This window comes from Nonomuraea sp. NPDC050556, assembly GCF_044457355.1.
GTDB lineage: Bacteria > Actinomycetota > Actinomycetes > Streptosporangiales > Streptosporangiaceae > Nonomuraea.
On record NZ_JBITGU010000004.1, the window covers coordinates 440,169 to 457,928 of the forward strand.

A 17,760-nucleotide genomic window follows, 5' to 3' on the forward strand; every position below is an offset into this window, starting at 1 on the left:
CGCTCAGCCGATCGGCACGTTGCCCGGAGTCATGCGCGAATGCGGTAAATGCCGAGGTCGTCCAGCTCGATCACCGCCCGTTCCACATCGTCCGCCACCCCCTGCGCGTACAGCTTGAGATACAACGGATCCCCCGCAGCCGCCCCCTGCCTGATCGCACAAGCGCGGGCGCTCATCCGCACCCGCATCTCGTCCAGGATCGCCGCAGGATCGCCGCGCCAGCCGTACGCCTCGAGAAACAGCCGCAGCCGCCGGGGCCGCGCGCCGAAGTCGTGGAAACCCTCAGCCGCCGCCACATGACGCGCATACAGCGGAACCCAGCTCAAAGCCGTCCAAGCCAGGTCAGACTCCGCGGAGACCGGGCCCGAGAAGTCCCAGTCGAAGAAGCCGGTCAGCCGTCCCCCCTGCCAGGCGGCGTTGAACGGCGCCGCGTCGTTGTGCGCGATGATCAGCCCCGGCGTCCACGGCCCGCCGATGCGCCACAATGCGTCCGCGGGCGGCACGAAGTCGGCCACCGCCTCGTGGTAGGTACGTAACCAGCAGGCGACCTGGCACAGCGTGTCCTCGGTGCGGGTCCATTCCGGCCAGATCTGGCTGTTTCCCATCGTCTCGCCGTCGAGAAAGCTGAGCACCTCCCGCCCCTCGTCGTCGAAGCCGAGCACGCGCGGCGCGCCGTCGAAGCCCTTGCGCTCCAGGTGCCTGAGGAGGTCGTGTACGGCAGGCGTCCAGCCACGCACCTTCCGCCGCACCGTGGAGCCGATGCGGATCGCGCCGCCGTCGTTGCCGCCCTCCAGGTGTACGGCCCTCACGCGGCGTCGACCTGGAAGAACCTGCGGAGAACGGGCGCGAACGTCCTGGCGTCGACCACGTGCCCCTGGTCCACCGTCACCCGTTCCGCCTTGGGGAGAATCGCCGCGAGCGCATCGCCGGCCTGCTCGTAGAAGCTCATCCCGCCACCGGTCGCCACCAGCACCGGCCGGGCGATCCCGGCGGGAGGCAGCGCGGCCGCGTCGTAGGCGAGCGCGCCGCCCGAGGAGATGCCGAACAGGTGGGCCGCCCCTCCGGCCTCGGCGATGAGGGCGTCGATGTCCTCGGTCTCCCGTTCCATCGCGTACGGCAGGCCGTCCCCGCTGTCGCCCCTTCCGCGGCTGTTGTAGGTGTACACGGTGAAACGCGGCGCGAGCTCGGTGGCGAGCGGCGCGTTCTCCGTACCGTCGTCGAGATTCCCCGTCACCAGGATGACCGCGGGCCCGCTCCCCTGCCGCTCGAAAGCGATGCGCGTGCCGTCCCTAGACACCAAATGCCCCATAAGTGCAGAAGACATCATGAACGGGCACTCGTCCAGGGGTCAGGCGCCAGCCACCGCCTCCACGAATCCGGTCACATTGTCGAGCATGATGTTGTGCCCGCAATCCGTGACGGGCACGACCCGCACCCCGCCCGCCCGCAACACGTCGGCGCCCGCCGGTTCGCCGTCGGCGTACGGATAGAGGAAGGTGCGCGGGATCGTCAGGCCGAGCAGGTCCGCGCGGACGTCGGCCCTGATCAGGTGGACGGTCGTGCGGTAGAGCGCCTCGCGCCCGGCCAGCCGCATCGTCGCCGCCCAGTGCGGTCCGACCCGCTCCAGCGTCCGCGCCCACCCCTCGGCGACGAACTCCTCCTCGGTGTACGACGCGATGCCAGAACGACTGTTATGGACCGGGTCAAGGTTGGCGTCCACCAGCACCAGCGACGACACGAGGTGCGGGTGGCGCACGGCCAGCAGGACGGCCACGGTGCCGCCCATGCTGTGCGCCACGACCTCGGCCCCCTTCACCCCCGCGCCGTCGAGCACGGCGGCCAGCGCGTCGGCGTGCGCCTCCATCGTGTAGTCGAAGTCGACCGGCCTGTCGCTGATGCCGAATCCGAGCAGATCCACCATCAACGTCCGCCGCCCGGCCAGCGCGGGATGCGTCGCCGCCGGGGTGAAGTACGGCGCGGCCGAGGCGCCGAGCCCGTGCACGAACACGCGGGCGGGGTCCGCGCCGGGCAGCTCGACCCAGCGCATCCGGGTTCCATCAGGACGAACCATCATGTCTCTCATGGCCTGAATACTAAGACATCGATGTATATCGCCGTCAAGGTATGCTGGTGGGCATGCTGGAGCTGGCGATCCTGGGATTCCTCTACGACGAGCCGCTGCACGGCTACGACCTGCGCAGGCGCATCGCCGCGCTGACCGGCCACGTCCGGCCCATCGCCGACGGCACGCTCTATCCCGCGATCAAGCGCCTGGAGCGCGACGGCTGGCTCAGCAAGAACCTCCAGCCGGGCACCGTGGCCGCGCCACGCCAGGTCCTGCATCTCACCGCGGCCGGGCGGGCCGAGCTCCAGCGGCGGCTGCGCGAGCCTGAGGAGCTGTTCGTCACCGACGAGAACCGCTGGTTCACCATGCTGGCGTTCCTGCGCCACCTGGAGAGCCCGGCCGACCAGGCGGCGGTCCTGCGGCGCAGGCTGACCTTCCTCACCCAACCGGCCAGCTTCTTCTGGGACGGCGACCGCCCGCTGCGCGCCGCCGACTTCGACGACCCCTTCCGCCAGGGCCTGTTCACCATCGCCACGGCCACCAGCCGCACCGAGATCCAGTGGCTACGCGAGACCCTCACCAAGCTCGAGCACTGAGATCCACTGGTTGCGCGAGATCCTCACCAAGCTCGAGCACTGAGATCCACTGGTTGCGCGAGATCCTCACCAAGCTCGAGCACTGAGGTCCACTGGTTGCGCGAGATCCTCACCAAGCTCGAGCACTGAGGTCCACTGGTTGCGCGAGATGCTCACCGAGCGCGGGCGTTGACCAGCCGTCTGAAAGCCTCGACGTCGCCGCTCAGCGTGAGCGTGCCGTCCTCGATCGCCGACTCCAGCGAGCGCCCGCGATCGAGCACCGACTGCAGGGTCATGTGGTCGCTTTCCACCGCCACGTCCGCCGACGGAGGCGACTGGCCGCGCACGACGCCGGCCAGCTCGCCGTCGACGACGTCCACCCGGTAGACCTCGCGGTCGAGCGTGATCCGGTACGTCGCGGTCCACGGCCTGAGCGGCTGCGGGACGAAGTAGGCGCGCAGCCCGAGCAGCACGGTGTCCGCGCTGATCTCCCCGGCCAGCGGCACGACCGGCGAGCGCATCCCCCAGACGCGTAGCGCGGCGAACACCGGCTCCAGCTCGGCGCCCCACTCGGTGAGCTCGTAGATCTTGCTGGCCGCCGGTGGGGGTAGCGTCTGCCTGCGCAGCACGCCGACCTCCTCCAGGTCGCGCAGCCTCTGGGTGAGCACGCTCGGGCCGATGCCGGGGAGGGCCGCCTGCAGGTCGGCGTACCGGCGCGGGCCCAGGCGCAGCTCGCGCACCACCAGCAGCGCCCAGCGCTCGCCGATCATGTCCAGCGCGTGCGCGATCGGGCAGGCCTGGCCGTACGTCCTCTTCATACGAAAACAGTAGCATGCACTACGAATTTAGTAGTAGCGTCCTTGCCATGCACATCAACGACGTCGAGCTGGCCGTAGAAGCGTTCGGTGACCAGACCGACCCCACGATCCTGCTCATCGGCGGCGCCGAGTCGGCCATGGACTGGTGGGAGGACGACTTCGTCGCCCGCCTCGCCGCGACCGGCCGCCACGTGATCCGCTACGACACCCGCGACACGGGCAGCTCGATCACCTACCCGGTCGGCGAGCCCGGCTACACGTGGGACGATCTGGTCGCCGACGCGGTCGGCATCCTCGACGCGTACGGCGTGGCCGCCGCGCACATCGTGGGCATCTCCATGGGCGGGAGCCTCGCCCAGCACCTCGGCGTCCGCCATCCGGACCGCGTCCTGACGCTCACCCTGATCTCCACCAGTCCGGGCGGCCCCGGCCTGCCGCCGATGAGCGACGAGCTGAAGAAGAGGTTCCACGAACCGTCGCCAGGCCCCGACTGGACCGACCGCGAGGCGGTCATCGCCTACTTCCTGGACGGTGAGCGCACGTTCGCCGGCACGATCCCGGTCGACGAGGCCAGGGTGCGCGCCATCGCCGGAAAAGTCTTCGACCGCAGCCCCGACCCGGCCGCCGCGTCGAACCACTGGGTCATCGAGGGCGGCGACGCGATCCGTCCACGGCTGGGCGAGATCACCGCGCCCACCCTGGTGCTGCACGGCACGGCGGACCAGCTGTTCCCGTACGGCCACGCCGAGGCGCTGGCGCGGGAGATCCCGGGCGCCACGCTGATCCCGCTGCCCGGCGTGGGGCACCAGATGCCGCCCTTCCCGGTCTGGGACACGGTCATCAAGGCAATCACCGAACACACCCGGTAACCGGTAAAACCTCCACCGACCGGGAAAAGACCGCCCCACGATCCCCGGCTACCCCTTTTATCAGCCTATTTCGTGAAATAGATCTATATATGGCCATAACTCCCTAGGACACGAAAAGAGGGCTGATCATGCTCCGCACAGCACTCGGAGTGACGGCGGCCGCGGTCGTCCTGAGCGGGCTGGCGTTCACCGCCCCCGCATCCGCCGCGACCACCTGCCGGTACACGCTCAGCGCCGACAAGGACATCCCGGTCAAGTCAGGGCCGGGCAAGCAATACCGCACCGTCGGCGTCGTCCCGGAGGAGCGCGAAGCGCCGATCTTCGGCACCTGCGTGACCAAGGGGACCGGGCCGACGCACTGGATCAAGGTCGCGCAGGGCAAGTGGAAGGACGCCTACGTCTGGCGCAACTACTTCGACCGGATGTAGGTCAGTACCGCTCCGCCGTCTGGTGCGTCCTGCGCATCAGGCGGCGCATCGCGACACCCGTGACCGCGGTCGTGCAGACGGCCATCAGCACGAGGATGGTGAAGCCCAGCCGGTTCACCAGCCCGGCCTGCAGCCCGATGCTGGCGATCACCAGCTCGGTCACGCCGCGGCAGTTCATCAGCGTCCCGAACTGCAGCGCCTGACCGGCGGGCAGCCCCGCCAGCCGTACCGCTCCCCCTGCGCCGATCACCTTGGTCGCCTGGGCCACGAGCAGCACCACGACGAACAGCACCCAGTGGTACGGATCACCGCCAAGCAGGGTGATCGCCGTGTTCAGCCCGACCCCGGCGAAGAACAGCGGCAGCAGGATCGTCAGCGTGAACCCCTGGAGCTGCCTGCTGATCCGGTCCACGACGGGCGAGTCGCGCGGCACCGCCGTACCGAAGATGAACGCCCCGATCACCGGGTGCAGGTTGATCAGCTCGGTCAGGGCGGCGAACGCCACCGCCCCGGCCACGAGCAGGACGGTCAGCAACTGCTCCGACCGCACCCGCGCCACCAGCGCGGCCAGAGCGGGACGTACGCACAGGAACGTGACGACCACCAGCACAGCGGCCAGCCCGGCCGTTTTGACCGCGCCACCCGCCAGGATCAGCGTCAGTCCCAGCCAGGCGAGGCCGTCCCCGATCGCCGCCGTCGACAGCGACAGGGCGCCGAGCGCGGTCCTGTCGAGCTTGAGGTCGACCAGGATCCTGGCCAGCACCGGCAGCGCCGTGATCGCCAGCGCCAGCCCGAAGAACACCGCGGAGGTGCCGAGCATCGGCCCGGCCACCAGCGCGATCCCCACGCCCGCCGCGAACGGCAGGCCCATGCCGCCGACCACCCCGGCCGCGATCACCCGGACCCGCTCGATGCGGTCCACGCGTAGCTCGCAGCCGAGCAGGAACATGAAGACCACGAGGCCGAGCTGGGCGGCCTTGCCGAGGCTGTCGAGCACGTCGTGCGGGAACAGCCAGGTGACGGCCTGCGGCCAGACCAGTCCGAGCGCGGACGGGCCGAGGAGGAGACCGCCGAGGATCTCGCCCAGGACGGGTGGCTGGTTGAGGCGGCGCATCGCCTCGCCGCACAGGTGGCTGGCGATGAGGATCACCGCCACCGCCAGGAGGAACCGGGTGATCGGGTCAGGACTTCCGATCCCGCCCGGCCACAGGGCCACGGTGGTGATCAGGATCCCGAGGCCGAGGAGCATGCCGAGCCGGGAGGGACGGGTGCCGCGCAGTTGGAGACCGGTCACATCGCGACCGTGTCACGCCTGTTGCGCCTGCGCCAGAGCCTTTCTCGCGATGCGCATGGCCGCGACGACTTTCGGGAATCCGGCGTACGGCACGCAGTGCGTGATCGCCTCCACCACCTCCTCCCGCGTGACGCCCACCTTGAGCGCCGCGGCGATGTGGAACTCCAGCGCCGCCTCCACGCCGCCGAGCGCGGTGAGGACGCCGATGGTGACGAGCTGGCGCCGGCCGGCGTCCAGGCCAGGGCGCGCGTAGACGTCGCCGAAGGCGAACTCGATCACGTAGCGCGCCAGGTCAGGCGCGACCCCTTCGAACGCCGCCTCGATCGCCGCCGGATCGCCGAGCCGTTCCAACAGCGCCCGGCCCCGGTCATAACGCTCGTTCACGCGGTGAAGTCCAGGATGCGCTTCCACGCGTCGTCGCAGGCGTCCTGCCACTCGCCGTGTGCCCGGTCGAAGAACGAGTGCGGCGCCCCGTCGTAGACCTGCATCTCGTACGGCGAGGCCAGGCTGTCGGCGAACGCCTGGAACTCCTCCTGGGTGGTCGCGCTGTCCGCGCCCGCGAGCAGCATCAGCAACGGCCGGTCGATCTCCGCCGCCACGTCCGCGGCGCGCCCCGGCAGGCCGTAGAAACCGACGGCCCCCGCGAGCCGCTCGTGCCCGGCCGCCGCCTGGCGCCACGACGCGCTGCCGCCGATGCAGAACCCGACGGTGTACACGGGCCCGTCCAGCTCCGCGATCGCCGCCGCCACGTCGAGCGTCACGCTGGCGTCGTCGAACAGGGCCACGTGCTTCATCAGGTCGAACGACGGATCGGTGGGGTCGTCGCTGTCCACGCGGGCGAAGTAGTCGATCGCGACCGCGCTGAACCCCGCCTCGGCGAAGCGCTGCGTCAGATCCTGGTAGAACGGGTGCAACCCCCGCACGTCGGGCAGCAACACCACGCTGCGCCCGTTGGAAACGACCGGATCCGCCCGGTAGGCGGACACCTGCGCGCCGTCCGGCGCGACCAGCGTGCGGGCCCCGTGCGAGGCGACCGAGGTGAACTGCGGAGGAGCCGGCGGGCGGCTGTCTGTTGTGTGGCACATGTCCATCAGGCTGTCCGTACGGCTGGGCCGTACCCAGATCCCTGCTTGTCCTGGTACACGCAGGGCCAGGATAAGAACCCGACATCCCAGACATACTTGATGGCATGGCTGAGCTGGGAGATTTCCTGAAATCGCGCCGTGCACGGATCACGCCCGAGAGCGCCGGGCTGAACCACGGCGCCCGCCGCCGCGTCCCCGGGCTGCGCCGCGAGGAGGTCGCCCAGTTGAGCGGGATCAGCGTGGAGTATTACGTGCGGCTGGAGCAGGGGCGCTCGGCCTCGCCCTCCGAGGAGGTGCTCGACGCGATCGCGCGGGTGCTGCGGCTGGACGAGGTGGAGCGGGGGCACCTCACGCGGCTGGCGAGACCGGCGCGGCGTCCTTCGAGGCAGCGCTCCGAGGCGGTGAGGCCCGAGTTGATCAGGCTCATGACGTTCCTGGAGCGCGCGCCCGCGTTGATCGTCAACCACCGCTGGGACGTGCTGGCGGCCAACCACCTCGCCGGGATCCTGTTCCCTGCGGAGAACCTGGCCAGGTACGCGTTCCTCGACCCGGCCGCGCGTGACTTCTACGGCGACTGGGACGAGGTGACCGCAACCACCGTGGGGCAGCTGCGGTTGGCGGCCGCCCAGTTCCCGGGCGACCGCGCGCTGGCCACGCTGGTGGGTGAGCTGTCGATGGCGAGCACGGAGTTCCGCACCCTTTGGGCTGGGCGTGACGTCAAGCAGCGGACGCATGGGGTGAAGCGGTTTCACCATCCGTTGGTGGGTGAGTTGGAGCTGGCCTACGAGCATTTGGAGGTGGCGGGTGTCCCCGGTCAGAAGCTCGTCACCCTGATCCCTCCGGCAGACAGCCCAACGGAGGCCGCCCTGACCATCCTCGCCTCCTGGACCACCGCGAAAACACTCACCTGAACGCATCTCCGCCTGTGCGGGAGGACCTCCCCGTGTGCGGGTAGAGCTCCGCCCGAGCGGGAAGAGCGCTCCACGCGTGCCGGACAGGCCCACCCGCGTGCGCACAGGTGGGCTGCGCGCCCCTCCCGAGCAGACCCGCAGCCCCATACCGGCCCCGCGGGCGCACAGGAGAGGCTCCATGCGTGCCGGGCGAGCCGCGCGCGCGTGCCTGGCGGGGCGCATCGCGGATGCCGCCCCTCACGTGAGTCGCCCGCCCGTTGGGCGAAGCACGACAACCTGTCCGGTCACCGTCGCCCACGAGGCCCCTCAGGCGAGCAGGGTGTTCAACTTGTCGTACGGCAGCCCATCCCCCGTCACGTCGTAGACGCCCTTCTCCAGCAACTCCGTCGTCGCACGTGCCGCCACCGCGTACGCCGCCTGGGCGATCGCCGACCCCAGGCTGATCCGCACCACCCCGGCAGCCGTGAACTCCGCCACGCTAGGCGCCCCCGCCCACGCCATCACCGCGATCGGCAGCGGCCCGGACGTCAGCTCCGCGATCGCCTCCAGATCGATCAGCCCAGGGACGAACAAGCTGTCGGCACCCGCAGCCGCGTAGGCCTCGGCCCGCCGCTTCACCTCGTCGAGGTCCGCGCTTCCGCCCAGGTAGACGTCGGTGCGCGCGTTGATCCACACCGACCCCCCGGCCGCGCGGGCGGCGGCCAGCCGTTCCGCCTGCTCGGCCGGGTCGAGCATGACGCCCGCCACCCGGTCCTCGATGTTCACACCGGCCGCCCCCGCCTGGACGACGGCCGCCACGGTCGCCTCGAGCGAGCCGTACCCCGCCTCGATGTCGGCCGAGACCGGCACCTCCACGGCGCGCACGATCCGCTCGATCACCGCGGCGGCCCGGTCAACCCCCAGGTCGGCGCCGTCCGGAACGCCGAGCGACCAGGCCACGCCGGCGCTGGTCGTGGCGATCGCCTTCGCCCCGGCGCTCGCGATGGCCACGGCGGAGCCGACGTCCCAGGCGTTCGGCAGGAGAAGCGGGTCACCCTTGCGGTGGAGGTCTGCGAAATTCAGAGTCATGTGAGGACTCTACGCATGCCCTCCGACATTCTTGAGCACCGGATCCAGGCACACCGGCTCGTGGCCGATCTCGACGAACTCCACGATCATCCCGGCGAACCTTCCGGCGATCAGCTCCTGGTAGGCGACCGAGCCCGTGTGGGCGTCGTAGGCGGCCTGGTCGGCGAAGTGCTCGACGAAGAGCAGGTAGTCGGGGTTGGCCGGATCCCGGTAGACGCGGAACGACAGCGTGCCGTCCTCCACGGCCGGACCCTTCGGCGCGAACTCCGCGACGACCTCCTCGGCCGCCGCCTGCATGCCGTCCTTGAGCTTGATCGGGAAAACCTTGGCGAGCATGTGATCCTCCTCGGTGGGTGTTGTGATCACATCCTGTTGCCGGCCGCCTGGCGGGGTCCGGCCATATCCGGCCACCAGAATGTCCGGATCTGACCGGCGCGATCCGGGCCGCTTGGCGTAGACCTTGGGGTATGACCACGTACTCCGCCGTCATGACCACCGGCATCTACTGCCGTCCGGGTTGCGGGGCGAAGCCGCTGGCCAGGAACGTGCGCACGTACGAGCATCCCGCCGCGGCCGAGGCGGACGGGTTCCGCGCCTGCCTGCGCTGCCGGCCGTACCGGGTGGCGGCTCCGCTGGGAGCGGACGCGCCGGAGCTGGTGTGCCACGCGTGGCAGCTGATCATCGGCGGCGTGCTGGACGAGGGCACTGAGGCGGCGCTGGCGGCCCGGGTGGGGTTGTCCACGCGGCATCTGCGGCGGCTCTTCCTCACCCACGTGGGCGCGACGCCCGACCAGCTGGCCCGCTCGCGGCGGGCGCATTTCGCGCGGCGGCTCCTGGACGACACGGACCTGACCGTGCTCGACGTGGCTTTCGCGTCGGGGTTCGGCAGCCTTCGCCAGTTCAACCGCACGATGATGGAGATCTTCCGCGCCTCCCCCACGGCGCTGCGCGCCCGGCGTCAGCGCGCCGACCGCCTGGCGGCCGACGGCGGCCTGACCTTGCGTCTCCCCACGGTGCCTGGATACTCCTTCGCCGTGGTCCGCTCACGGTTGGGGGCGCGGGCCGTACCCGGCATGGAAGCCGTCTCCGGCACCACCTATTTGCGCACCATCACCGTCGGGGGTGCGCCGGGTCTGGTGGAGATCTCCCCCGGCGGAGCCGACCATCTGCTGCTACGGGCCCACCTTCCTTACTGGGAGGGGTTGATCCACGTGGTGGACCGCGTGCGCTGCCTGCTCGGGCTGGAGCTGGGCGTCTGGGACCCCTTCGAGGACAGCGTCCGAGCTGTGCTGAACGGTGACCAGTTGGAGGCTTTCGTAACCCGCTTCGGCACCCACGTCCCCGGCCTGCCAGGTGGCCTCACCCACACCTTCCCCACCCCGTCAGCCCTCGCAGACGCCAACCCCATCGACCTCCCCACCGGCCTCCTCACCCTGAGCGGGGGACGTCGTAGCCGATGAAGGTGAACATGCCGACCCGCTCCCGGGCCGACAACCACAGGCGTCGGCTGCTCGTCGGTGACGTCGGCACACCCTACGGACGTGGGGCTGACCGGTGCAGCAGGAATTCGGCCAGTGAGAGAAAGCGAAGGGTAGCCGCGCACGGAGGGGGACTGCCAGAGGTGGTCAGCCCGAGTGGGATCAAGGGTGGGCCTAAGCGGAGGGGGGTGGGGGGTGGTTGAGGATTTGGCTGAGGGAGTGGCGGCCGGAGACGCCGAGTTTGGCGTAGACCCTGCCCAAGTGGTTGTTCACCGTGCGTAAGGACAGGCCCAGGCGGTTGGCCACTGCCCGGCCGGACAAGCCTGCCGCTATCAGCTTCGCCACCTGCAGTTCTCGCGGAGTCAACGAGGCTTCGCTGCCGGTCAGCATCGTCAACGGGGTTCTGGCGCCACCACATTCGGTCAGCAGTTCCCGGGCGCGGACCAACGTGTTCTTGGCCAACGTGCGGCGGCCCGCTCGGATGTGCAGGCGGTACGCGGTGGCAGCGGCTTCGGCGGCGGGTAACAGATAGCCCGCGTCGTGCAGGGTTTCGGCAGACAACCCCAGCTGGTGGGCGTCGTCGTGGGCCAGTGCGCCCGCCACGGTCGCGAAGGCTGCCGTGACGGGAAGGGTGCTGGTCGATGCCAGGTCCGACAAGCGCTCGCGGACCTCAGCCGCCGCGCCGAAGCGGGCCGCGTCGAACAGAGCCAACGCCTCGATCATCGGCGCCCCCAAAGCCCGCGCGGTCTTCGCCGCACCCAAAGCCCGCGCCGCCGCACCAGGCAGGTCGAGGGTCGCGGCTATCACCCACGCGCGGTTGCGTTCGATCCACGGGTCGAAGAGCACCCCCGGCGGAGCAGGACAGGCGTCCATCCGGTTCAACCAGGCCTCCGCCTGTACGGTGTCCCCCGCCATCGCGTGCGTCGCGGCCAGTTCCGACAGGTAGACCCGACGCAACCGCAACGGATCATGCCCGTCCAGCAGCACGACAGCCTCACGCAACGACTGCTGCGCCACCTTCACCCTGCCCTGCGCCCTGGCGAGGGCCCCGCGGATCGCGGCCCACATGCCGACCTGCTGCGCCGTCCGCCTCTCCACGGCTTCCGCATAGGCGGTCTCGGCGGCTGCCGCGCCTGCTTCCAAGGCGCCGCACAACATGAGGGCCAGGCACCGTGCAGCGGGATCGTCATGACGGTCCATGTCGCCGACGAGCCCAGCCCCGATCACGACCGCGGTCGCCGCCCACTTCATGGCACGCGCGGGGAGGTGCGGCCTGGCCAGCAACGCCGTACCCATGGTCAGTGACTGCGCGACGTGGCCTTCGAGGAGCATCGTCCAGGTACGCACCGACAACGCCCCTGGCCCGTCCCCCGAGCCGACCACGGCGTGCTGCCAATAGGAGATGCGTTCGCGGAGCATGTCGGCGCGGTCCGCGTCGGAACAGTCCCCGGACGCGGGCAGCACCTTCGCGGCTTCGCCGTACCTGCCCTGGAGAACGAGCACCTCGGCCAGCATGAGGTTGGCGTCCGCCCCGCCGAGGGGCAGGGCGGCGACAGCCAGCCGTTCCGCCACCCCCAGCTCCTGCCGGTCGGCAGCCTGCTGGGCACCGGCCAGCAGTTCCTGCGCCGACGCGTCGGGCCGCCACAACGCGAGGTCGACGGAGTCGAGCGACCCGCCGAGCCGTTCCCAGATGGCGCGGGCCCGCGCGCGCGGCATCCTGGCCCGGATGACCTCCCCGTACGCGGGGATGGTGAGCCGCGCCCCCGACGGTTCGACGACGACGAGCCCGCGGCGTTCCGCCCGCACGACGGCCGAGTGCCCGGTGATCCCCTCCAGGAAGGGCTGGGCGAGCGGCTCCTTGCAGGCCAGCACCTCGAGTACGGCGAGCACGCCCGGATCGTCGACCTGCATCTGCGCCTCGACGAGGTCGCCGAGCCGCCCGGTGACCTGGAGCTGCCCGTCCAGGTGCCAGAGCCCGTCGACGCGACGCAGCGCCGCCCCGTCGAGCCCCGACTGGACGAGTTCGTGCAGCACCAGCGGGTTGCCCGCGGACAGGCGGCGCAGGGTGCGCCGGGTGACGGCGTCGAGCGGGCCGCCGAGCCCGCGTTCGAGCAGCGTGTCGACGTCGTCGTCGCCGAGCGGCAGCAGGTCGACCCGCTGCGCCACCCGCTCCTTCCACAGCGCCGTCACCACGTCGGGCGTGGCCCGCCCCTGGCGCACGGTGAGGAGCACGAAGGTCCCGGTGTGGACGGCGAGCTGGTGCACGAGCGCCGCGGACGCGCTGTCGAGCAGGTGGGTGTCGTCCACGACCAGCACCGAGCCCGCGCTGAATCGTTCCACGATCTCCCCGAAGGAGGGCCCGAGGTGCAGCAGCGCGCCCAAGGCGATGGTTCCCGCCGCGCGCGTGCCGGTCGCCCAGGAGACCGGGCCGTCGAGCCTGGCGACCGCCTCCCTCGCCAGGCGGGTCCTGCCCACGCCCGGCGGTCCGACGATGACCACGCCCCCGGTATCCGGCCGCGCCGCCGCCTCCGTGATGGTACGGAGCTCCGCGGCGCGTCCGATGAGCGGCCAGGCGTCTCCCATGGTGTCCCTTCAGGATGTCGTCACAGTCAATACGGCGCCGACTTGACCGGTTTGGTCAAGGGCAACTCTCGACCGTTCATCCCTCGAAGATCTTCTCCGAGCGAAGGGGATACGCCAATAGTCAGGGTCCGAGCAGTTCGTCCGCTATGGCGAGCAGCCGTACGGCGGGCGAGCCGGGCCGGGAGCGCGGCAGCCGCTCGCCGATGCGCCGCAGCAGCGCCGAGGGATCGACGACGGGTTCGCGGCGCACGCGCAGGAGGAGTTCGAGCCCGCAGGCCGCCTGGGTGGCGAACAGCCCGAGGAGCTCCATGTCGTCCAGGTCGCTGCGCGACTCCCCGCGGTCCAGCACCTCCAGGACGCCGACGCACTCCTCGAACCGGATGAGCGGCGCGGCCATGATGGTCCGCGGCACGTATCCGGTGGACTCCGCCGCGTCCTGGGCGAACTGCGAAACAGCCGACACGTCGTCGGCGACCATGGGCTGGCCGCTGGCGGCGACCCAGCCCGCTATCCCGGTTCCCATGGGGAAGCGGCTGCCGACGAGTTCCTTCTCCCCCTCGCCGGAGACGGCTTCGAAGACGAGGTCGCCGGTGTCCGGGTCCACGAGGAAGATGGAGGAGGCGGCCGCGCCGAACATGTGACGCGCCACCTCGACGATGGACTGCAGCAGCCTGCGTTCCGTGCCGTCGATGTCGTCAGGGGACATGAGCCTCTCCGTTGTGGGTCATGGTGTTGTCCGCGGCCAGGTAGAGGACCGTTTTCAGCTGGAACGGCGTGAGCCACGGGTGCTTGCTCAGGATGAGCGCGCAGATACCGGTGATGTGGGGTGCGGCGAAGCTGTTGCCCGTGCTGCGGATGACCCGGCCGCCCGCCCACGCGACGGGCACCTTGACGCCGCGCGCGTGGAACTCGGCCGGTGGGGCCGGGTTGTAGTAGTACGTCATGGAGTCGGACTCGTCGTGGCTGGCCACGGACACGACGGAGGAGAACGTCCACGGGAAGCTGAGCACCGGCATGTTGTGCGCGGCGGCGACGAGGAGGCAGCGCCGGAAGTAGGCGCGGTCGGCCAGCTCGTGCAGCGACTCCCTGAAGGTGGACCGCGTGGTGGACAGGCTGAGGTTGACCAGGTCGAAGCCCTCCTCGATGGCCCAGGCGAGCCCGGTCATGAGCGCGTCCCCCGTGCCGTACTTGCCGTCGTTGAGCACGCGCAGCGAGGTGAGCGCGGCGCCGGGGGCGATCGACCGGATCACGCCGGCGCAGGCCGTGCCGTGCCCGGCCGGGTCGGCCGGCTGGCATTCGACGACCGCGCCGTCGGCGACCTGGAGCGACCGGTCGAGGCCGCCGATCTGCGGGTGGCCCGCGTCGACGCCGGTGTCGACCACGCACACGCGCACGCCCGTGCCGTCCGCGCCGCCCCACGCCCACTCCTTGGTCACCTCGGCGAGCGGGCTGACGGAGAAGGGCTCCTGCTTGGTGGTGACCGTCCCCCAGGCCGGTACGCCGGGGAACTGGGTGCGCTGCTCCCTGCGCCAGGGGGGTGTGGTCATGGCTGCCCCATCCAGTCGTGGACCTTGCGTGCGGGCAGGCCGGCGCCCTTGCCCAGGTAGGCGTCCAGCGCCCGGCGGGCGAGGACGTCCGCCTGGCGTCCCGACGCGCGGTGGATGCGCGCCGCCTCGAACAGCACGTCGCCGTGCAGGCACGGGTCGTCGGTCGAGTCGAGCAGCGCCACCGCCCGGTCCGCTCCGGCCATCGCCTCATCGTGAGCACCGTCCAGGGAGGCGATGGAGGCGGCGGTGACCATGGCGACCAGTTCCGCGCGGAATCCTTCACCGCTGGTCAGCTCGGCCGCCGCCTGCCGTACGTCCCCCTGCCTGAGGGCCTCGCGCGCGGCGTAGACCTCCAGGGTGCTGGCGGGCGCGCCGTGTCCCGCCGCGCGCAGGGCGGCCGCCGCCTGGAGGAAGAGGGTCCTGGACCCGGAATGGTTGCCGTCCAGCGACTCCACCAGCCCGCGTACCTGGGTGACGGCGATGGCGGGCAGGTCGAGGTGCAGGTCGTCGGCATATCCACCGGCGGTGTCGAGCGTCGCGCGGGCCTGGTCGACGTCGCCGCCGAGGGCGAGCAGGCGGGCCCGGGTGACGAGCACGGGCACCAGCAGCGCGCGGTCGCAGGAGAACCGCTCCAGCAGCCCCGCGCACAGATCCAGCCCCTCGCGCACCGGGGTGGGCGACCACTGGACCAGCTCGCACAGCCCGCCGAGCAGCCGGTCCTCCTCGTACTGGTCGCCCATCGCCCGAGCACTGACCAGCCCCTCGCGCAGCGCCCTGTCGGCCGCGCCGAACCGGCCGTCGCCGGTGTGGACCAGCGCTTCGAGCTGGTGGAAGCGGCACCGGCTCAGATCGTCGGCGAGCTGCTCGCGCAGCGGGTCGAGGAGCGGCGTACGAACGCCGGAGCGGAAGGCGAGCATCTCCCGCTGGATCGCGCAGGTGAGCCTGGTCGGCTGGTCGCCGGGCAGCAGCTCCTCGGCGCGGTCGAGCGCGCGCGCCGCCCTGGCGCTCTCGCCGCGCGCCAGCTCCGCGTCACTGATGCGTACGGCCAGCCGGCGGTGCTCGCCGCGGCCCGCGGGGAGGATGTCGCGCCCGTGCTCCAGCAGCGCGATCGCGGCCGGGAGGTCCCTGCGGTGCAGCGCCTGCCCGCCGTCCCTGATCAGCGACTCGGCCGCGCGGTCGGTCAGCTCGCCCAGGAGCGGGTCGCCCGGCCGCACCTCCCTGGTGAACCGGCAGGCGGCCAGCAGGTGCTGGCTGACCTCGCCCGAGGCGGAGACGGGGAAGAAGTCGGCGAGCTGCAGGTGCCAGCCCGCCCGCGCCTCCTTGCTGGTCAGCGCGTAGACGGTCTCCCTGGTGAGGGTCTGGGTGAACTCGTAGGAGCCGGGGACGGCGCCGCGCCTGATCAGCCGCTCGCGCTGCAGCCTGCGCAGCGGCACGCCCGCCTGCTCGCCGAGCAGCAGCTCCACCTGCCCGGCTGTGAAGGTCTGCCCGGCCGTCGCCGCCCGTTCGAGCGTGTCGCGCTCCGCCGTACCCAGCCGGTCGAGCCTGGCCCCGAGCAGCGCCTGGATGGTCGGCGGCAGCGAGGCGGACGTCTCCAGCATCAGCTCGGCGAAGAGCGGGTTGCCGTCCGCCGCGCGGATCACCCGGCCGAGGTCGGTGTCGTCGCCGTGGGCGACGACGTCGGCGCGCGAGGCCACGAGCCGTTCCATGTCCGTACGGCCCAGCGGCCCGAGCTCCAGCGACATCGCGCACACCACGCCCCCGCCCCACGAGGGGCGGTTCTCGTACAGCTCCGGCCTGGCCACGCAGACGAGCAGCACCGGCACGTCGGCCAGCCACGACGCGCAGTCCTCGACCAGGTCGAGCAGTGTCGGCTCGGCCCACTGGAGGTTGTCGACGACCACGACCAGCGGCTGACGCTCGGCGAGCACCTCGAACAGCGTCCGCACGGCCTGCGCGATCTCCGCGATCCCGTGGTCGGCCAGCCCGCGCAGCGCCCGCTCGCTGTCCGGGCCAACGGCTGCGGCGAGGTCCGGCCAGCGGCCGTCGAGCGCGGCGAGCATCTCGGCGATCGGCCGGTAGGTGGCGCCGATCCCGAAGGAGGGGCACCTGCCGCTCAGGACGGTCACGTCGCCGGGCAGCCGCTGGAGGAACTCCCTGACCAGCCGGGACTTGCCGATGCCCGGCACGCCGAGCAGCGTCGCTATGCCGCAGCGCCGCTCGGCCACGATCCGCTCGTACAGGCTGGTGAGCTGGGACAGCTCCACGTCGCGGTCGACCATCAGGGTCGTGTCCGCCTCCTGCTCGGGCCGGTCGGGCTCGACGGCGACCAGGCGCCAGGCGGGCACGGGGTCGCGTTTGCCCTTGAGCGTGAGCGGCGGCACGCCGGCGAGCACCGCGTGCTGCATGACCTGCCGGGCGACGCCCTCGCCGAGCAGGATCTCGCCGTCGCCCGCTGCGGACTGCAGGCGGGCGGCGGTGTTGACGGTGTCGCCGACGATGCGCACGTCGGAGTCCGAGACGCTGACCACGATCACCTCGCCGTAGGCGATGCCGCAGTGGGCGTCCAGCGCGATCTCGGCGTTGAGCCGGTGCACGGCCGACATGGCGGCGTCGGCCGCGAGGACGGCGCGCAGCGCGTCGTCCTCCCTGCTGACGGGCACCCCGAAGACGGCCATGATGGCGTCGCCGATGTACTTCTCCACGACGCCGCCGTGCTCGAAGATCGCCGTCCTGCAGGCGTCGTAGTAGCCCTCCAGGATGCGCAGGAGCAGCTCGGGGTCGAGCCGCTCGGCCAGCTCCGTCGACCCGACGATGTCGATGAAGAGGACCACGACGTTGCGCCGGGCGGGCCTCATACGAGCTTGAGCTCCTGTCCTTCGACCTCGCCCGCCGCGTCGTCCAGCCGCTTCTTGATGGTGTTCAGGAGCGCGACCTCGTTCTCGGAGAGTTCGGCGAACACCCGCCGCTGCCGCTCGTCGAGCAGGTCGATCGGGTGCCCTGCGGCACGCAGCCTGTCCAGTGCGTCGAACGTCATGCGTC

The 17,760-nt window shown here is 71.2% G+C and carries 19 protein-coding genes; 5 read left to right on the plus strand and 14 right to left on the minus strand.

What is annotated here, in order from left to right:
* Positions 1 to 29: 29 nt before the first annotated feature.
* Genes ACIBG8_RS39195 through ACIBG8_RS39205 form a run of 3 tightly spaced genes read right to left on the minus strand, consistent with a single transcriptional unit; the run spans position 30 to position 2,083 of the window.
* Positions 30 to 809: a phosphotransferase gene (locus ACIBG8_RS39195; RefSeq protein WP_397348274.1), complete on the minus strand. Its 780-nt coding sequence runs from the start codon at positions 807 to 809 to the stop codon at positions 30 to 32.
* Entirely contained in the window at positions 806 to 1,297 is a 492-nt protein-coding gene (locus ACIBG8_RS39200) for an alpha/beta fold hydrolase (protein WP_397348275.1), read from the minus strand. The genes ACIBG8_RS39195 and ACIBG8_RS39200 overlap by 4 nt, the downstream gene beginning before the upstream one ends.
* A 51-nt stretch (positions 1,298 to 1,348) precedes the next feature.
* Positions 1,349 to 2,083, minus strand: coding sequence for an alpha/beta fold hydrolase (locus tag ACIBG8_RS39205; protein WP_397348276.1), 735 nt, complete (start codon positions 2,081 to 2,083; stop codon positions 1,349 to 1,351).
* 53 nt (positions 2,084 to 2,136) lie between these two features.
* On the opposite strand from ACIBG8_RS39205, the gene ACIBG8_RS39210 reads away from it, so the two are divergent.
* Positions 2,137 to 2,661, plus strand: a complete 525-nt coding sequence (locus ACIBG8_RS39210; protein WP_397348277.1) for a PadR family transcriptional regulator — start codon at positions 2,137 to 2,139, stop codon at positions 2,659 to 2,661.
* 152 nt (positions 2,662 to 2,813) lie between these two features.
* Here the strand turns inward: ACIBG8_RS39210 and ACIBG8_RS39215 are convergent, their stop codons facing one another.
* Positions 2,814 to 3,458, minus strand: a complete 645-nt coding sequence (locus ACIBG8_RS39215) for a winged helix-turn-helix transcriptional regulator (RefSeq protein ID WP_397348278.1) — start codon at positions 3,456 to 3,458, stop codon at positions 2,814 to 2,816.
* A gap of 47 nt (positions 3,459 to 3,505) precedes the next feature.
* Here ACIBG8_RS39215 and ACIBG8_RS39220 point away from each other — a divergent pair, with 47 nt between their 5' ends.
* Entirely contained in the window at positions 3,506 to 4,327 is an 822-nt protein-coding gene (locus ACIBG8_RS39220; protein WP_397348279.1) for an alpha/beta fold hydrolase, read from the plus strand.
* A gap of 128 nt (positions 4,328 to 4,455) precedes the next feature.
* The gene (locus tag ACIBG8_RS39225; RefSeq protein ID WP_397348280.1) at positions 4,456 to 4,755 is read left to right on the plus strand and encodes a hypothetical protein; all 300 of its coding nucleotides are present in this window, start codon (positions 4,456 to 4,458) and stop codon (positions 4,753 to 4,755) included.
* A gap of 1 nt (position 4,756) precedes the next feature.
* Here the strand turns inward: ACIBG8_RS39225 and ACIBG8_RS39230 are convergent, their stop codons facing one another.
* The 3 genes from ACIBG8_RS39230 to ACIBG8_RS39240 are packed head-to-tail and all read right to left on the minus strand — an operon-like array spanning position 4,757 to position 7,134.
* Positions 4,757 to 6,049 (minus strand): cation:proton antiporter, encoded by a 1,293-nt coding sequence (locus ACIBG8_RS39230; protein ID WP_397348281.1) that lies wholly within the window; start codon positions 6,047 to 6,049, stop codon positions 4,757 to 4,759.
* A 12-nt stretch (positions 6,050 to 6,061) separates the two neighbouring features.
* Entirely contained in the window at positions 6,062 to 6,433 is a 372-nt protein-coding gene (locus tag ACIBG8_RS39235; RefSeq protein WP_397348282.1) for a carboxymuconolactone decarboxylase family protein, read from the minus strand.
* Complete coding sequence (locus ACIBG8_RS39240) at positions 6,430 to 7,134, minus strand: dienelactone hydrolase family protein (protein ID WP_397348283.1); 705 nt, start codon at positions 7,132 to 7,134, stop codon at positions 6,430 to 6,432. Before ACIBG8_RS39240 ends, ACIBG8_RS39235 begins: the two co-directional genes overlap by 4 nt.
* Before the next feature lie 104 nt (positions 7,135 to 7,238).
* On the opposite strand from ACIBG8_RS39240, the gene ACIBG8_RS39245 reads away from it, so the two are divergent.
* Positions 7,239 to 8,045 (plus strand): helix-turn-helix transcriptional regulator, encoded by an 807-nt coding sequence (locus ACIBG8_RS39245; protein ID WP_397348284.1) that lies wholly within the window; start codon positions 7,239 to 7,241, stop codon positions 8,043 to 8,045.
* Positions 8,046 to 8,351: 306 nt separating this feature from the next.
* On the opposite strand, the gene ACIBG8_RS39250 is transcribed toward ACIBG8_RS39245, so the two are convergent.
* Both ACIBG8_RS39250 and ACIBG8_RS39255 read right to left on the minus strand, forming a co-directional pair.
* Entirely contained in the window at positions 8,352 to 9,113 is a 762-nt protein-coding gene (locus tag ACIBG8_RS39250) for an isocitrate lyase/phosphoenolpyruvate mutase family protein (RefSeq protein WP_397348285.1), read from the minus strand.
* Positions 9,114 to 9,122: 9 nt separating this feature from the next.
* Positions 9,123 to 9,449: a putative quinol monooxygenase gene (locus ACIBG8_RS39255; RefSeq protein WP_397348286.1), complete on the minus strand. Its 327-nt coding sequence runs from the start codon at positions 9,447 to 9,449 to the stop codon at positions 9,123 to 9,125.
* A gap of 131 nt (positions 9,450 to 9,580) precedes the next feature.
* Between ACIBG8_RS39255 and ACIBG8_RS39260 the strand changes: the two genes are divergently transcribed.
* Positions 9,581 to 10,573 (plus strand): helix-turn-helix domain-containing protein, encoded by a 993-nt coding sequence (locus ACIBG8_RS39260; protein WP_397348287.1) that lies wholly within the window; start codon positions 9,581 to 9,583, stop codon positions 10,571 to 10,573.
* 192 nt (positions 10,574 to 10,765) lie between these two features.
* Here ACIBG8_RS39260 and ACIBG8_RS39265 read toward each other — a convergent pair whose 3' ends face one another.
* The 5 genes from ACIBG8_RS39265 to ACIBG8_RS39285 all read right to left on the minus strand — a co-directional run bounded on the left by ACIBG8_RS39265 (position 10,766) and on the right by ACIBG8_RS39285 (position 17,755).
* Complete coding sequence (locus tag ACIBG8_RS39265) at positions 10,766 to 13,174, minus strand: LuxR C-terminal-related transcriptional regulator (RefSeq protein ID WP_397348288.1); 2,409 nt, start codon at positions 13,172 to 13,174, stop codon at positions 10,766 to 10,768.
* A 121-nt stretch (positions 13,175 to 13,295) separates the two neighbouring features.
* Positions 13,296 to 13,880 carry a GAF domain-containing protein gene (locus tag ACIBG8_RS39270; protein WP_397348289.1) on the minus strand — a complete coding sequence of 195 codons (585 nt, stop codon included), beginning with the start codon at positions 13,878 to 13,880 and terminating at the stop codon, positions 13,296 to 13,298.
* Entirely contained in the window at positions 13,870 to 14,721 is an 852-nt protein-coding gene (locus ACIBG8_RS39275) for a S8 family serine peptidase (protein WP_397348290.1), read from the minus strand. The genes ACIBG8_RS39270 and ACIBG8_RS39275 overlap by 11 nt, the downstream gene beginning before the upstream one ends.
* Positions 14,718 to 17,576 (minus strand): AAA family ATPase, encoded by a 2,859-nt coding sequence (locus tag ACIBG8_RS39280; protein WP_397348291.1) that lies wholly within the window; start codon positions 17,574 to 17,576, stop codon positions 14,718 to 14,720. Before ACIBG8_RS39280 ends, ACIBG8_RS39275 begins: the two co-directional genes overlap by 4 nt.
* A complete protein-coding gene (locus ACIBG8_RS39285; protein WP_397348292.1) occupies positions 17,573 to 17,755 on the minus strand; it encodes an aroma-sacti cluster domain-containing protein in 183 nt (60 codons plus the stop codon). The genes ACIBG8_RS39280 and ACIBG8_RS39285 overlap by 4 nt, the downstream gene beginning before the upstream one ends.
* Positions 17,756 to 17,760 lie beyond the last annotated feature (5 nt).

Excerpts from the sequence above, each read along its gene's own strand:
- ACIBG8_RS39205 (WP_397348276.1), bottom strand. The coding sequence starts at position 2,083 with ATGAGAGACATGATGGTTCGTCCTGATGGAACCCGGATGCGCTGGGTC.
- ACIBG8_RS39210 (WP_397348277.1), top strand. The coding sequence starts at position 2,137 with ATGCTGGAGCTGGCGATCCTGGGATTCCTCTACGACGAGCCGCTGCAC.
- ACIBG8_RS39215 (WP_397348278.1), bottom strand. The coding sequence starts at position 3,458 with ATGAAGAGGACGTACGGCCAGGCCTGCCCGATCGCGCACGCGCTGGAC.
- ACIBG8_RS39220 (WP_397348279.1), top strand. The coding sequence starts at position 3,506 with ATGCACATCAACGACGTCGAGCTGGCCGTAGAAGCGTTCGGTGACCAG.
- ACIBG8_RS39225 (WP_397348280.1), top strand. The coding sequence starts at position 4,456 with ATGCTCCGCACAGCACTCGGAGTGACGGCGGCCGCGGTCGTCCTGAGC.
- ACIBG8_RS39240 (WP_397348283.1), bottom strand. The coding sequence starts at position 7,134 with ATGTGCCACACAACAGACAGCCGCCCGCCGGCTCCTCCGCAGTTCACC.
- ACIBG8_RS39245 (WP_397348284.1), top strand. The coding sequence starts at position 7,239 with ATGGCTGAGCTGGGAGATTTCCTGAAATCGCGCCGTGCACGGATCACG.
- ACIBG8_RS39250 (WP_397348285.1), bottom strand. The coding sequence starts at position 9,113 with ATGACTCTGAATTTCGCAGACCTCCACCGCAAGGGTGACCCGCTTCTC.
- ACIBG8_RS39255 (WP_397348286.1), bottom strand. The coding sequence starts at position 9,449 with ATGCTCGCCAAGGTTTTCCCGATCAAGCTCAAGGACGGCATGCAGGCG.
- ACIBG8_RS39260 (WP_397348287.1), top strand. The coding sequence starts at position 9,581 with ATGACCACGTACTCCGCCGTCATGACCACCGGCATCTACTGCCGTCCG.
- ACIBG8_RS39265 (WP_397348288.1), bottom strand. The coding sequence starts at position 13,174 with ATGGGAGACGCCTGGCCGCTCATCGGACGCGCCGCGGAGCTCCGTACC.
- ACIBG8_RS39270 (WP_397348289.1), bottom strand. The coding sequence starts at position 13,880 with ATGTCCCCTGACGACATCGACGGCACGGAACGCAGGCTGCTGCAGTCC.
- ACIBG8_RS39275 (WP_397348290.1), bottom strand. The coding sequence starts at position 14,721 with ATGACCACACCCCCCTGGCGCAGGGAGCAGCGCACCCAGTTCCCCGGC.
- ACIBG8_RS39280 (WP_397348291.1), bottom strand. The coding sequence starts at position 17,576 with ATGAGGCCCGCCCGGCGCAACGTCGTGGTCCTCTTCATCGACATCGTC.
- ACIBG8_RS39285 (WP_397348292.1), bottom strand. The coding sequence starts at position 17,755 with ATGACGTTCGACGCACTGGACAGGCTGCGTGCCGCAGGGCACCCGATC.